The sequence below is a fragment of the Azospirillum sp. SYSU D00513 genome (assembly GCF_017356015.1).
GTDB lineage: Bacteria > Pseudomonadota > Alphaproteobacteria > Azospirillales > Azospirillaceae > Azospirillum.
Genome location: NZ_JAFIQV010000013.1, coordinates 127078 through 140206, shown reverse-complemented (window position 1 = coordinate 140206; position 13129 = coordinate 127078). Strand labels below are relative to the sequence as shown.

Genomic DNA, 13129 nt, shown 5'->3' with positions numbered 1-13129 from the left:
AGCGCCGTGGCCTCCGTCTTCGGCCGCAAGTTCCTGGGCTATGCCTTCTGGGGCGGGCCGAAGGGAGCGGTCCGGCGGAAAGCCGCCGACAAGGCGGTCGAGGCGTTCAAGTGCCGCGTCCGCAGCCTGACGCCCCGGGTGACGGGGCGGTCAATGGCGGCGGTCGTGGCGCGGCTGCGTGACTATCTGCTGGGGTGGAAAGCCTATTTCCGGCTGGCGCAAACCCCCGCCGTCTGGCGAAGGCTGGACGAGTGGACACGCCACCGGCTCCGGGCCATCCAGCTCAAGCAGTGGAAGCGCGGGAAGACCATCTTCCGGGAACTGACGGCCAGGGGAGCCACGCCCGCCATTGCCCAGCAGGTCGCGGCCAACAGCCGACGCTGGTGGCGCAACAGCGGGATGCTCCTCAACGCCGTCCTCACGATCAAATGGGCCGACCAACTCGGGCTGCCCAGGCTCGCATGACCTCAATCCTTCGAACCGCCCGGTGCGGACCCGCATGCCGGGTGGTGTGGGAGGGGTGCGGTCCACCAGGATCGCCCCCTATCCCGATCGCCTCCGGCCGATGACGCCCGTCACCCCACGAAGGCGAGGTGGTGGAGGACGATCCCGCTCGTCGTCGCGACGTTCAGGGAATCGAAGCCGTTGGCCATGGGGATGCTCACCGTGTGGGTCCGCGCCAGCAGCTCCGCCGGCAGGCCGGGACCCTCGCTGCCGAGAAGCACGGCGGCGCGGTCCGGGCGGCGCAGGCGGGCCAGCGGCAGGGCGCCCGCCGGGCTGAGGGCGATGGCCTCGAAGCCCTGGTCCGTGATCAGGCGGGGAATGTCCGTGCCGGGTGCGAGGCGCGTGTAGGGCACCGTCAGCGTCGCGCCGACGGAGACCCGGATCGCTTTGCGGTAGAGCGGGTCGCAGCAGTCGGAATCGAGGATCACCGCGTCGGCGCCGAAGGCGGCGGCGTTGCGGAAGATGCCGCCGAGATTGTCGTGGTTGCCGATGCCGCAGAGCACCAGCACCACCGCGCGCGGACCCAGGCCCGCCAGCAGCGCACCGGCGTCCGGATCGGGCGCGCGCCGTCCGAGCGCCAGAATGCCCCGGTGGAGGGGGAAGCCCACGATTCGGTCCAGGACGGCCTGGTTCGCGCTGTAGACCGGCACACTCTCCGGCAGCCCGGCGAAGAGCGGCGCCAGCGCCTCCACGCGCTTTTCCGCCAGCAGCAGCGACACGGCCTGGTGCCGCGCGCGGGTCAGCAGCACCCGCAGGACGACCTCGCCCTCCGCGATGAAATGCCCGTCCCGCCCGACGAGGTCGCGCTCCTTGACGTCGCGGTAGGGCGCGATGCGGGGATCGCCGGGATCGGTGATGGAAATGACGGGCGGCAACTGGATCTCCCCCTCCTGGCCGTGGTCGTGCCGGCCCCAAAAGAAAAGCCCCCTTTCCCGGGGAGGGAAAGGGGGCAGTTTCCTAACGCGGCGCTTACTGCTGCTGCAACTGCCTCATCAGATCCTCGCCGGGATCCGAGGGCTGCTGCTGCGGCCCGCCGAAGTCGGGCGGCGGCATGCCGTAATCCTGCGTCGGGATGTCGATCTGGATGTTCTCGATGTTGACCGGCTCCCCACGGTCCAGGCCGGACATGACGATCTCCGGGAAGGCGATGAGGATCGCCACCATGATCAGCTGGATGCAGACGAAGGGCACGGCGCCCCAGTAGATCTGGCCCGTGGTCACCTTGGCGACGATCTTGCCGGTGATCTTGTCCTTGTAATCCTCCTTGGCGGCGACGCTGCGCAGGAAGAACAGCGCGAAGCCGAAGGGCGGGTGCATGAAGGAGGTCTGCATGTTGACGCCCAGCAGCACACCGAACCAGATCAGGTCGATGCCCAGCTTGTCGGCGACCGGCGCCAGCAGGGGCACGATGATGAAGGCCAGTTCGAAGAAATCGAGGAAGAAGGCCAGCAGGAAGACCATGATGTTGACGACGATCAGGAAGCCGAGCGCGCCGCCGGGCAGGCCGGTCAGCAGATGCTCGACCCAGAGGTCGCCGTTCACGGCCCGGAAGACGAGGCCGAACACCGTGGAGCCGATCAGGATGAACAGCACGAAGGTGGAGAGCTTCGCCGTGCTGTCCATCGCCTGCCGCATCAGCGACCAGCTCAGCTGGCGCTTCAGCAGCGCCAGGATGATCGCGCCCGCCGCGCCCATGGCGCCGCCTTCCGTCGGCGTGGCGATGCCGAGGAAGATGGTGCCGAGCACGAGGAAGATCAGCACCAGCGGCGGCACCAGCGACACGAGCACGCGGACCAGCAGCTTGACGCCGCGAAGGGTGCGCGCCTCGGGCGGGAGCGCCGGAAGCATGTTCGGACGGAAGAGGGCGATCAGCAGGATCCAGCCGGCGTAGAAGGCCGTCAGCATCAGGCCGGGGAACAGGGCGCCGGCGTACATGTCGCCGACCGAACGGCCGATCTGGTCGGCCAGCACGATCAGCACCAGCGACGGCGGAATGATCTGCGCCAGCGTTCCCGACGCCGCGATCACGCCGGTCGCGATCCGCCGGTCATAGCCGTAGCGCAGCATGATCGGCAGCGAGATCAGGCCCATGGAGATGACCGAGGCCGCCACGACGCCGGTGGTCGCCGCGAGCAGCGCGCCCACGAAGATCACCGCGAATGCGAGGCCGCCGCGGATCGGCCCGAAGAGCTGCCCGATGGTGTCGAGAAGGTCCTCGGCCATGCCCGATCGTTCGAGGATCAGGCCCATGAAGGTGAAGAAGGGGATGGCCAGCAGCGTGTCGTTGGCCATGATGCCGAAGACGCGTTCCGGCAGCGCCTGCATCAGGGCCGGGCTCAGCAGGCCCAGCTCGATGCCGATCAGGCCGAAGACGAGACCGTTCGCGGCCAGCGCGAAGGCGACGGGGTAGCCGAAGAGCAGAAAAAGAACCAGCGCCGCGAACATGAGCGGCGCCAGGTTGGCGGCGAGGAAATCAAGCATGGTGTCGGCTCCCGGTCATCAATGCGCGCTTTTCGCGTCTTCGCCGGGCGCGTCGATCCGCCCGGTCAGAAAGGCGATGCGCTTGATCAGCTCCGACAGGCCCTGGATGGTCAGCAGGAAGAATCCAGCCGGGACGAGGAACTTGGCTGGCCAGCGGATGAGGCCGCCGGCGTTGCTGGACATCTCGCCCGTGACGAAGGAGTCCATGAACATCGGCCAGGACAGGACCATGATCAGGACCGCCATCGGCATCAGGAAGAAGATCGTCCCGAAGATGTCGATCCAGGCCTGCGTCCGCTTGGAAAAGCGGGACACCACGATGTCGATGCGGATGTGCTCGTTGCGCAGGAGCGTGTAGCCCGAGCAGAGCAGGAAGATCGCCGCGAAAAGGTACCATTGCAACTCCAGCCAGGCGTTGGAGCTGATGTTCAGGCTGTACCTCATCACGGCGTTGCCGGAGCTGACGATCACCGCCACCAGCACCAGCCAATAGACAAGCCTGCCGATGGCGCCGTTCACGGCATCGACGAGCCTGCTGAATCCAAGCAGCAATCCCAACGGAGAGCCTCCCAGTCGCAGAGAACGGGACCGCGCCCCGCTCCAGTCCTTTTGTTTTCAGTGGCCGGCAGGACGCCGGGTCCACCCCATTTCGCACCCTTACCACAAAAGGTTTGGGCGGGCGCGACTATCCAACAGGACGCGACCGGTTTGCAAGTTTTCCGCCGGGCACCAGGACCGTTGTCTCCACGGACAATCTTCCCGGGAGGGAACGAACGGCAGGGGGACTAGGACCGGGAACTGCCCATGGGATCGGCGAGTGGATCGGGAAGCCGGGTCCAGCCGTCGGGACCCAGCGCCTCCAGCGGTGCGAAGCGCGCCTTGTAGGCCATCTTCCGGCTCTGCTCGATCCAGTAGCCGAGATAGACGTAAGGAAGCCCCTCGACCAGGGCGCGGTCGATGAGGCTGAGGATCATGTAGCTGCCGAGGCTGCGCTGTTCCTGGCGCGCGTCGTAGAAGCTGTAGACGGCGGAGAAGCCGTCGGTCAGCCGGTCGGTCAGCATGCAGCCGAGGAGGCGTCCCGCGGCGTCGCGCGCCTCGAACAGGCTCGTGTCGGCACGGCCCTCCTCCACCATGGCGGCGAAGTCGGCCATGGTCATGCGGGCCATGTCGGAATCACCGTGGCGGGAGGACTGGTAGTCGGAGAAGAGCCGGTACTGCTCCATCGTCGCCAGGGCCGGCGCCTCCTCCGCCGTGAGGTCGAAGTTCCGCTTCAGAACCCGCCGCTGCGACCGGCCCGGCTCGAAGGCCGCGACCGGGATCCGCACGGGAAGGCAGGCCTGGCAGTTCGGGCAGACCGGGCGATAGACGATGTCATGGCTGCGCCGGAAGCCCGCGCGCGACAGGGTGGAGTTCACCTCCGCCGCGTAGGGATCGGTCAGGCGGGTGAACAGCTTGCGTTCCACCCGCCCCGGCAGATACGGGCACGGCATCGGGCCGGACCGGAAGAACTGCTGGAGCGGGCGGGTCTGCGGCTGGATGACCGACATGCGTTCCGTCTGTCTTGCGCGGAGCCTCCGGGGAGCGAAGCTACGGCTGGGTTTGCGACTGGCTCTGCACCTGCATCGGCGGGCGTTCCTGGCCGAAGAAGGCGAAGCCGATCTCGTTGGTGATGGCGACGAGCTGCTCCTGGACCCATTCCAGATACTCGTGCAGCCCCTCTCGGATGATCGCCTCGATCGGGCGGGACAGGAGTGCCCCGAGCAACTCGTCGACCTCCTCCATCGCCTCGTTGCCACCACGCAAACTGTAGCGCGACTTCATCCGGGTCAAGAGCCCGTCCATTTGTCGCACGCACATCACAACGGAACGCGGGAAACCCTCGTTGAACAGCATGAAGCCGGCGACCGTGGTCGGGCTCATGCCGCGCGGGTAGACGCGGCGGAAGGCGTGATAGCCGGCGGCGGCGCGCAGCACGCTGGTCCACTGGCTGACGTCCAGCGTCGATCCGACGTCGATGGGGGAGGGCAGAAGCGTGTGGTACTTGATGTCGAGCAGGCGGGTGGTCTGGTCCGCGCGCTCGATGTACTTGCCGAGCTGGTAGAAATACCAGCCCTGGTCCCGGTAGAAGGTGCCCTCGGTGATGCCCGTGTGCTTCTGGCACTCCTCCTTGATCCAGGTGCAGAGCTTGGACAGGTTCGGCAGGGCGACATCCTTCGACTCCATCTCCAGGAGCCGGTTGTGGAACATGTTGATCTGCGTCCACATCTCGGTCGAGATCCAGGGGCGCAGGGTGCGCGCGTTGAAGCGCGCCATGCGCAGCATGGAGACGAGCGAGTTCGGGTGATCGTCGAACATGTAGTACTGGATGACCGCCTCGGCCGTCGCCTTCTCGTGACGGCTGAAGAAGTCCTTTTCGTCCGCGTTGAGCTGGACGATGGAGAACCAGTTGGTGGCGCCGCGCATGTCGCGCGCGAAGGTCTCGTGCACGTCGAGGATGCGGGCGAGATTCTCCGCCCGCTCCATGTAGCGCGCCATCCAGAAAATGCACTCGGCGTAACGGGCCAGCAGATTCACGGCGTGCTTCCCTCCAGAACCCAGGTGTCCTTCGAGCCGCCGCCCTGGGACGAGTTGACGATCAGCGTGCCCCTCTTCAGCGCCACCCGCGACAGCCCGCCGGGCAGCACCCAGGTGCTCTTGCCGGTGATGGCGAAGGGGCGCAGGTCCACGTGCCGGGGTTCGATGCCGTCGTCGGTCACGGTGGGGCAGACCGACAGGTCGACGACCGGCTGGCTGATGTAGTTGTCCGGGTCGGCCAGCAGCTTGGCCCGGCATTCCTCCAGCTCCGCCGCGGAGGCGCGCGGGCCGATGGTGATGCCGTAGCCGCCGGCCTCGCCGACCGGCTTGACCACCAGCTTGTCCAGGTTGTCCAGCGTGTATTGCAGCGCGTCCGGCTCGCGGCAGATGCGCGTGTCCACGTTGGGGATGATCGGATCCTGGTCGAGGTAGTATTTGATCATCCGCGGAACGTAGCAGTAGACCGCCTTGTCGTCGGCGACGCCGGTGCCGATGGCGTTCGCGAGCGCCACGTTGCCCTTGCGGTAGGCTTCCAGCAGGCCGGGCACGCCCAGCATGCTGTCCGGGTTGAAGGCCAGCGGGTCGAGGAAGGCGTCGTCGATGCGGCGGTAGATCGAATCCACCGGGGCGAGGCCGCTCGTCGTCTTCATGAAGACGCGGTCGTTCTCGACCACAAGGTCGCTGCCCTCCACCAGAGGCACGCCCATCTCGCGCGCCAGGAAGATGTGCTCGAAATAGGCGGAGTTGTAGCTGCCCGGCGAGAGCAGGGCCACCTGCGGGTCGTTGCCGTCGCCCGGCGCGATCTCCATCATCGCCTCGAGCAGCTTGTGGCCGTAATTGTCCACCGGGCGGATGCCGATGTCCTGCATCAGGTCGGGGAAGACCCGCTGCATCATGTGGCGGTTCTCCACGACGTAGGACACGCCGGACGGCACGCGGCCGTTGTCCTCCAGCACGCGGAAGGTGCCGTGCCGGTCGCGCACCAGGTCCACGCCCATGATGTGGATGTAGGTGTTGAAGGGCACGTCCAGCCCGACCATCTGCGGCCGGTAGTTGGCGTTGCCCAGCACCAGCTCCGCCGGGATGATCCCGTCCTTCAGGATCTTCTGGTCGTGGTAGATGTCTTGCAGGAAATGGTTCAGCGCCGCGACGCGCTGCGTCACGCCCGCTTCCAGATGCGCCCATTCCCTGGCGGAGATCACGCGCGGGATGATGTCGAACGGCAGGATCCGGTCGACGGCGTTCTTGTTGGAGTAGACCAGGAACGTGATGCCGAGATTGAAGAGTTCGCGTTCCGCGTTCATCGCGCGGCGCCGCAATTCCTCGAAATCAAGGGCGGCGAGCCGCTGGCGTATCAGCGCCGTGTGCTCCGCCGGCGCATCCATGCGCCCGAACAACTCGTCGAAGAAAAGGCCCGGATCGTAAGACGATAAGAGATTGCTCGGATTGCCCTCGGGTACGCTCACAGACCCCCCCGCATCTCGGTCTTGACGGAACGGAGGCCAAGGCGGCCTCCACCATCCTTTGAGTATGGAGCAAGCTTTCCGAATTTGAATAGGCCCAAAAGCGCGAAATGCGTGCGCCGCACCACGGAAGGATAGGATGGCGCGAAGGGATGGCGAAGACCTGCCCGGAATTGGCGCAGACTGCCTTTTTCGCTGGCGCGGCTTTGGGCAACGGCAGGACGCCGGGACGGCAGGAGCGTCACGGTGCCCTACGTCGAGGTGCCCTACGTCAAGGCGCCGGCGCGGCCTGGACTTCGCGCAGCAGCACGATGCTGATGCGCCGGTTGCGCGGGCTCGCCGGCTGGTCCGGGACCAGCAGGTCGCGGTCGGCGCGGCCCACCACATCCTGGATCCGGGAATCCTGGATGCCGCCGGCGGTGAGAGCGCGCCGCGTCGCGTTGGCGCGCTCGGCGGACAGGTCCCAGTTGTCGCGCCCCGCCCCGCTGGGGAAGGCGACGCCGTCCGTGTGGCCGCTGATCGACAGCTTGTTCGGCAGCTTTGACAGAGCCTGGGCGACCTGGGTCACGAGCTGCCGGGTCTGCGGGTACATCTGGCCGGACCCGCCGGGGAACATCGACACGCGGTCCTGGTCCACGATCTGGATCCGCAACCCCTCGGGCGTCTGGTCGATCATCAGGTTCTGGGCGAGCGGGGCCAGTTCCGGAACCGACTGGATGGCCTGGCGGATCTCCGTGGCTGCCTGCTGGAACTGCTGCGCCTCGCTCTGCGCCTTCTCGAGCTTCTCGATGGCCTCGCCGACGCGCTCGGCGAAGTCGGACAGGCTTTCGCCGGTCTTCTGGCCGGAGATGCCGGACTGCTTGGCCAGCTGCTCGAGGCGGGCCTGATAGTCGAGCCGCGATTCGCTGGACTTCTGCTCCGCCGGGTTGTCACCGGACGGCTCGTTCTCCGTCGGGTCGCTGTTCTCGTCTGCCTCGTCCGAGGTGGAGCCGGGCGGGCCGGAGGAGGGGAAGTCGGCGGTGATGGGCGAGGATGCCGAAACCTGGGCGCCGGGCGCGGTGATCGTCTGGCCGCCCAGCACGCCGCCGGAGCCGGAGGTCTCGCGGCTGACCGACACGGGCGCGAAATAGTCGGCGATGCCCTTGCGCTGGTCGGACGTGGTGACGTTCAGCAGCCAGAGCAGCAGGAAGAAGGCCATCATCGCGGTCACGAAGTCGGCGTAGGCCACCTTCCACGCGCCGCCGTGATGGCCGCCGTGCCCGCCCTTCTTCTTCTTGATGATGATCGGCTGTTCGCCGCCGCCAGGGTTCGCCGCCATGGTTCCTGTCGCAAGAATGCCGCTGGGGCTGTTCGCCGCCGCGTGCGGTGGCCTCGTCCTGCCGCCGTTGGCCGGTCCATCCGCCGGCCTGCCAGAGCTGGACCTTGTCGGCGGGATATCACCTGTCCGTCATCCCCGCGTAAGCGGGGATCCAGGCCTCGCGAAGAACGAGCGCCGCCCGGAGTTCTGGATCCCCGCTTTCGCGGGGATGACGTGGAGGTTGCGTGATATCCCTGAAGGCCGCCCTGCGCACCGCTTCGAATGAACTGGCCCCGGCGGTCTCACCCGCCGCAAGGCTGCTCGCGACCCTGGCCGATCTTCCTTAATATCCCTTTAATGTTGCGGCCCGGCGCCGCCGGACTTAAGCCGCACAAGCCCTTGCGCCGAGGGGGCGGGGTGGGCTAAGCCCCTTTGACGTTGCGGCGGCAACCAGCGCCGCCGACCTCCGGACAGGCCTTTCATGACCCTAGAAGCCCCCTTCGATTCCCGGGCCTTCCGCGATGCCCTCGGCTGCTTCGCCACGGGCATCACCGTGGTGACGACGCTGGCGCCCGACGGGGCGCCGGTCGGCGTGACCATGAACTCCTTCTCGTCGGTGTCGCTGGACCCGCCACTGGTCCAGGTCTGCCTCGCGCGGGACTCCAACGCCCTGGAGGCCTTCACGGCCGCGCCGGTCTTCGTCGTCAACATCCTGGCGGAGAATCAGGCGGAGCTGTCGGTGCGCTTCTCGCAGCGCGGGCTGATCGACCGCTGGGCGGGGCTGGCCGTGGACCATTGGGACACCGGCGTGCCGGTGCTGCCCGGCTGCCTCGCCAACCTGGAATGCGACCGGGAAGCGCTGTACGACGGCGGCGACCATGTGATCATGCTTGGCCGCGTGCGCCAGATCGCCTCCAAGCCCGGCCGGCCGCTGCTCTATTTCCGCGGCAACTACGCCCAACTCTCATAAGGGCCGGGGCAGGGCGGCCTCAGGACACCTCGGACATCAGCTCCGCCGGGAAGCCGGCCTCCGACAGGCGCGCGATCACCGACTGGACGTGGGCGCGGTCGCGCGTTTCCAGCACCACGTCGATGTCCGCCATCTTCACCGGCACGTCGTGCAGCAGACGCTGGTGGTGCACCTCCACGATGTTGGCGCCGGAATCGCCGAGCAGCCGGGCGATCTTCGCCAGCGCGCCGGGCGCGTCGTTCAGCGCGATGCGCAGCCGCACCATCCGCCCCTCGACGATCAGCCCGCGCGTGAGCACCTGGGCGAGGATGCGCGCGTCGATGTTGCCGCCGGAGAGCACGATGCCGACCCTCTTGCCGTCGAAGCGCCCCGGCTTGTCGAGCAATGCCGCCAGCGCCGCGGCCCCGGCCCCCTCGGCGACGAGCTTCTGTACGGTCGCGAGCTGATAGACGGCCTCCTCCAGCCGGGCCTCCCCGACCTCGACCAGCTCGTCCACGTGGCGCCGCACGAGGTCGCGGGTCAGCAGGCCGGGCGCCTTCACGGCAATGCCCTCCGCGATGGTGGCGCCCCCGCAGACGACCGGCTCCCCGGCCAGGGTCTGGCGCATCGACGGGTACATGGAGCATTCGACTCCGACCACATGGATCGTCGGCTTCAGCGCCTTGGCGGCCACCGCCATGCCGGAGATCAGGCCGCCGCCGCCGACCGGCACGACCAGAATGTCGAGGTCGGGCAGGTCGGCCAGCATCTCCAGCGCGACCGTTCCCTGGCCGGCGACGACCTGCGCATCGTCGTAGGGATGGACGAAGGTCAGCCCCTGCTGAGCCGCGAGCTGTTCGGCGAAGGCGGCGGAGTCGCTCAGCGTCTCGCCATGCAGTTCGACCCTGGCGCCGAAGGAGGCCGTGCGCTCCACCTTCGTGAAGGGCGTGGTTTCCGGCATCACGATGGTGGCGCGGATGCCGAGCCGGCTGGCATGGCAGGCCACCGCCTGGGCATGGTTGCCGGCGGACATGGCGATGACGCCCGCCTTGCGTTCCGCCTCGCCCAGCGACAGCAGCTTGTTGAGCGCGCCCCGCTCCTTGAAGGAGCCGGTGGTGTGCTGGTTCTCCAGCTTCAGGAACAGCCGGCAGCCGGTCTCGTCGGACAGGCGCGGCGCCTCCAGCACCGGCGAATGGGCGATGCGGCCGGCGATGCGCGCGGCGGCGGCGCGCACGTCGCCGAGCGTTACGGTGCCGGGCATGGTGGTGTCGGGCGTGACGGTCCGGGCGTCACGGGAAGCAGCGGTCATGGGGCCTTTTCCGAAGCGGGCGACAGCGTCAGGATCGACGCTCCGGCCGAGGCCAGCGTGCCACGGTCGCCGGCCAGCCGCAACGTGCCGCCGTCGCGCCACATCCGCACGAGGTCGCCCCAATGCGGCGACAGCGGGTTGCCCGACTGGCCGGTGGCGATGATGAAGCGCGAGTTGGACAGGTCGGCAAGGTCGTAGACCGCGCGCAGCCCCGACCCGTGCACGTGGGCGAAGGGCGATTCCGGATCCCGGACCGGGCTGGTGCCGCGGTTGACCGTGAAGATGCCGCCGTCCGTCTCGATGGACAGGTCGAACAGCTGGTCGAGGACCGGCAGCCGTCCGAGGATGCGGTGCTGGAGCGCCGCCTTGTGCTCGTTCCCCCAGCGCCATGCGACGAGCTGCGGCCCATGCCGTTCCTGAAGCCGCGAGAGGGCGGCCTTCAGGGAGGAGGAGAGCGCGTCGGCGCAGCTTTCCGCCGCCGCGGTCGTGAGGTCGTCGCACCAGTGCCGCGAGTCGGTGAGCGCGCGATGCACGGCACGCGGACGCAGGTCCCAGTAGCGCGGGAAGGCGTCGCCCAGCTCGTCGGCGTAGAGGGTACGGACCAGCTCGCGGAGCCACCAGTTGAAGATCAGCGGCTCGGGCCGGTCCCGGCGCATGCGCCCGTCCCAGTCCCGAAGCTGGCCGACCGCCTCGGCCGCGAGTCCGTCGCGGACCGGGACCTTCAGCATCAAGGGCAGAAGGTCGCGCGCGGCCGGGGAGACGATGTCCATCTGCTGGGCCAGCACATCCTCGACCGAATGGCGCTTGTCGCCGAGCATCTCGACGATCCGCCGCGCGCGGGACGGGTCCGGCCAGTCGGCCCCGAGGAAATGCGGGTAATCCGGCCCGACGACGGCGTTGTTGGCGTTTACGAACTGGCCCGACGGCGGGTCGATGGCCTGGGGCAGCGCCTCGAAGGGGAGATAGCCGGTCCAGTCGTACTCTCCGGTCCAGCCGGGCACCGGCACGCGCCCGTCGCCGGCCGCGCGCACCGGAACCAGGGCGGGCGCCATGAAGCCGAGCCGGCCGCCGACATCGGCGTAGACGATGTTCTGCTGGGGGGCGACGTGCAGGAACAGCGCCTCGCGCGCCGCCTCGGCATCGGCCGCGTGGTTCAGCCGGTAGAGTGCCGCCGCCGACGTGTCCTTCGGCGACAGGCCGGGGAAGGCGAGCGCCAGCACATGCCCCTCCGGCGTGGCGTCGGCACCCTCGAGCGGCGTCAGCACGGGGCCGTGCCGGGTCTCGCGCACCGTCAGCGTCTCGTCGGGCTGACCGGCGATGCGGATCGTCTCGGTGCGCGTGACGAAGGGTTTCGGGCCGTCGGGAGTCAGGTAGCGGCTGGGGTCCTGCGGGTCGATCCGCTCGATGAACAGGTCCTGCGTGTCGCTGTGGGTCGTGGTGAATCCCCAGGCGACGCGACCGTTGTGGCCCAGCAGATGCACCGGGACGCCGGGCGCGGTGGCCCCGGCGATGGTGAAGTCCGGTGTCACGATGCGGGCGAGATACCAGAGGATCGGCGCTTCCAGGCCGAGATGCGGGTCGTTGGCGATGATCGGCTTGCCCGTCCTCGTGCGCTGCCCGGTCAGCGCCCACTCGTTGGAGGCGGTGTCGAAGCCGAGGTCGGGCAGGGCCTCCAGGATCCCGTCCAGGTCGAGCCCCGCGAAGTCGAAGGCCTTGTGACCCGGTCGGCCAGGGCTGCCCGAGCGGCCGGACGCCGACAGCGTCACCGGCGAGCCGGGCGGGTCGCGCGGCAGAAGCTCGTCCACCTGCTCCGGCGACAGGGTCCGGAGCAGCCGGGCCCGCAGCAGCTCGTCGCGGTAGTTGGCCGAGAGCTGGAGCGCCATCAGCTTGCCCCAGACCAGGCTGTCGGCGGGACGCCAGGGCTCCGGGCTGTGCTGGAGGATCTGGAATTCGATGGGCAGCGGCTCAATGCGCGTCGCGAGATAGCCGTTCACCCCGGCGGCATAGGCCGTGAAGGCCTCCTGCACCTCGGGCGGCAGGACGTCGAAGCTCGCTTCCGCCTGGGCGTAGATACCCAGCGTGCGCATCGTGCGGTCGAGGCGCAGCGTCCAGTCGCCGGCCCGCAGCCCGAAGAGTTCCGACAGCCTTCCGGCCCCGGCGCGGCGCATCGTCTCCATCTGCCAGAGCCGGTCCTGCGCGTGGGCGTAGCCGAGCGCCATGTAGGCGTCATGCTCGGAGGCGGCGAAGATGTGAGGAACGGCGTGCGCGTCGCGCAGGATCTCGACCGGGCTTTGCAGGCCCGGCAGCGCCAGCGAGCCGCTGTGCGGCGTCTGGTCGTGGCGCAGCCAGAGCAGGAAGCCACCCGCCGCGAGCAGCGGCAGGACGACGGCCAAAAGGACGATCAGCGCCAGGACGGCGGCGGCGCGGCGTAACATCGGACCCCCATTCGAACAGCCTCCGTCACGTGGAGAGCCATCCAAACATGGTGCCGCCGCCGTTGCCTGCCACCGCCAAGCCCGCGTTCAAGCCGCACCGGACGCCCGGCGCATGCC

General features: G+C 68.5%; 11 protein-coding genes. 2 read left to right on the top strand and 9 right to left on the bottom strand.

Translation table 11 applies throughout. The features are described from left to right. Nucleotides 1–465, top strand: a 465-nt coding sequence (locus JUB11_RS12360; protein ID WP_282189063.1) for a group II intron maturase-specific domain-containing protein, incomplete at its 5' end; no start/stop codon positions are given. 110 nt (nucleotides 466–575) lie between these two features. Here the strand turns inward: JUB11_RS12360 and JUB11_RS12355 are convergent. The 7 genes from JUB11_RS12355 to JUB11_RS12325 form a co-directional block, all read right to left on the bottom strand. Then, nucleotides 576–1379 (bottom strand): RNA methyltransferase, encoded by an 804-nt coding sequence (locus tag JUB11_RS12355; RefSeq protein WP_211112510.1) that lies wholly within the window; start codon nucleotides 1377–1379, stop codon nucleotides 576–578. Nucleotides 1380–1473: 94 nt separating this feature from the next. Further along, complete coding sequence (locus tag JUB11_RS12350) at nucleotides 1474–2985, bottom strand: TRAP transporter large permease subunit (RefSeq protein WP_207458840.1); 1512 nt, start codon at nucleotides 2983–2985, stop codon at nucleotides 1474–1476. Nucleotides 2986–3003: 18 nt separating this feature from the next. Continuing rightward, entirely contained in the window at nucleotides 3004–3543 is a 540-nt protein-coding gene (locus JUB11_RS12345; protein WP_207458839.1) for a TRAP transporter small permease subunit, read from the bottom strand. A gap of 227 nt (nucleotides 3544–3770) precedes the next feature. Continuing rightward, nucleotides 3771–4532, bottom strand: coding sequence for an arginyltransferase (locus JUB11_RS12340; protein WP_207458838.1), 762 nt, complete (start codon nucleotides 4530–4532; stop codon nucleotides 3771–3773). Nucleotides 4533–4572: 40 nt separating this feature from the next. Next, complete coding sequence (locus tag JUB11_RS12335; protein WP_207458837.1) at nucleotides 4573–5559, bottom strand: alpha-E domain-containing protein; 987 nt, start codon at nucleotides 5557–5559, stop codon at nucleotides 4573–4575. Further along, nucleotides 5556–6944, bottom strand: coding sequence for a circularly permuted type 2 ATP-grasp protein (locus JUB11_RS12330; RefSeq protein WP_211112509.1), 1389 nt, complete (start codon nucleotides 6942–6944; stop codon nucleotides 5556–5558). Before JUB11_RS12330 ends, JUB11_RS12335 begins: the two co-directional genes overlap by 4 nt. A gap of 349 nt (nucleotides 6945–7293) precedes the next feature. Then, entirely contained in the window at nucleotides 7294–8340 is a 1047-nt protein-coding gene (locus JUB11_RS12325) for a flagellar motor protein MotB (protein WP_207458835.1), read from the bottom strand. 460 nt (nucleotides 8341–8800) lie between these two features. On the opposite strand from JUB11_RS12325, the gene JUB11_RS12320 reads away from it, so the two are divergent. Continuing rightward, nucleotides 8801–9289 (top strand): flavin reductase family protein, encoded by a 489-nt coding sequence (locus JUB11_RS12320; RefSeq protein ID WP_207458834.1) that lies wholly within the window; start codon nucleotides 8801–8803, stop codon nucleotides 9287–9289. A 19-nt stretch (nucleotides 9290–9308) separates the two neighbouring features. On the opposite strand, the gene JUB11_RS12315 is transcribed toward JUB11_RS12320, so the two are convergent. Next, the gene (locus JUB11_RS12315) at nucleotides 9309–10577 is read right to left on the bottom strand and encodes a threonine ammonia-lyase (RefSeq protein ID WP_247887005.1); all 1269 of its coding nucleotides are present in this window, start codon (nucleotides 10575–10577) and stop codon (nucleotides 9309–9311) included. Next, entirely contained in the window at nucleotides 10574–13012 is a 2439-nt protein-coding gene (locus JUB11_RS12310; protein ID WP_207458833.1) for a penicillin acylase family protein, read from the bottom strand. Before JUB11_RS12310 ends, JUB11_RS12315 begins: the two co-directional genes overlap by 4 nt. Between the last annotated feature and the right edge of the window lie 117 nt (nucleotides 13013–13129).

What these genes read in the sequence shown, in the direction of transcription:
- JUB11_RS12310 (WP_207458833.1), bottom strand. Translation starts at nt 13,012, where the DNA reads ATGTTACGCCGCGCCGCCGCCGTCCTGGCGCTGATCGTCCTTTTGGCC.
- JUB11_RS12330 (WP_211112509.1), bottom strand. Translation starts at nt 6,944, where the DNA reads ATGGATGCGCCGGCGGAGCACACGGCGCTGATACGCCAGCGGCTCGCC.
- JUB11_RS12315 (WP_247887005.1), bottom strand. Translation starts at nt 10,577, where the DNA reads ATGACCGCTGCTTCCCGTGACGCCCGGACCGTCACGCCCGACACCACC.
- JUB11_RS12340 (WP_207458838.1), bottom strand. Translation starts at nt 4,532, where the DNA reads ATGTCGGTCATCCAGCCGCAGACCCGCCCGCTCCAGCAGTTCTTCCGG.
- JUB11_RS12325 (WP_207458835.1), bottom strand. Translation starts at nt 8,340, where the DNA reads ATGGCGGCGAACCCTGGCGGCGGCGAACAGCCGATCATCATCAAGAAG.
- JUB11_RS12320 (WP_207458834.1), top strand. Translation starts at nt 8,801, where the DNA reads ATGACCCTAGAAGCCCCCTTCGATTCCCGGGCCTTCCGCGATGCCCTC.
- JUB11_RS12350 (WP_207458840.1), bottom strand. Translation starts at nt 2,985, where the DNA reads ATGCTTGATTTCCTCGCCGCCAACCTGGCGCCGCTCATGTTCGCGGCG.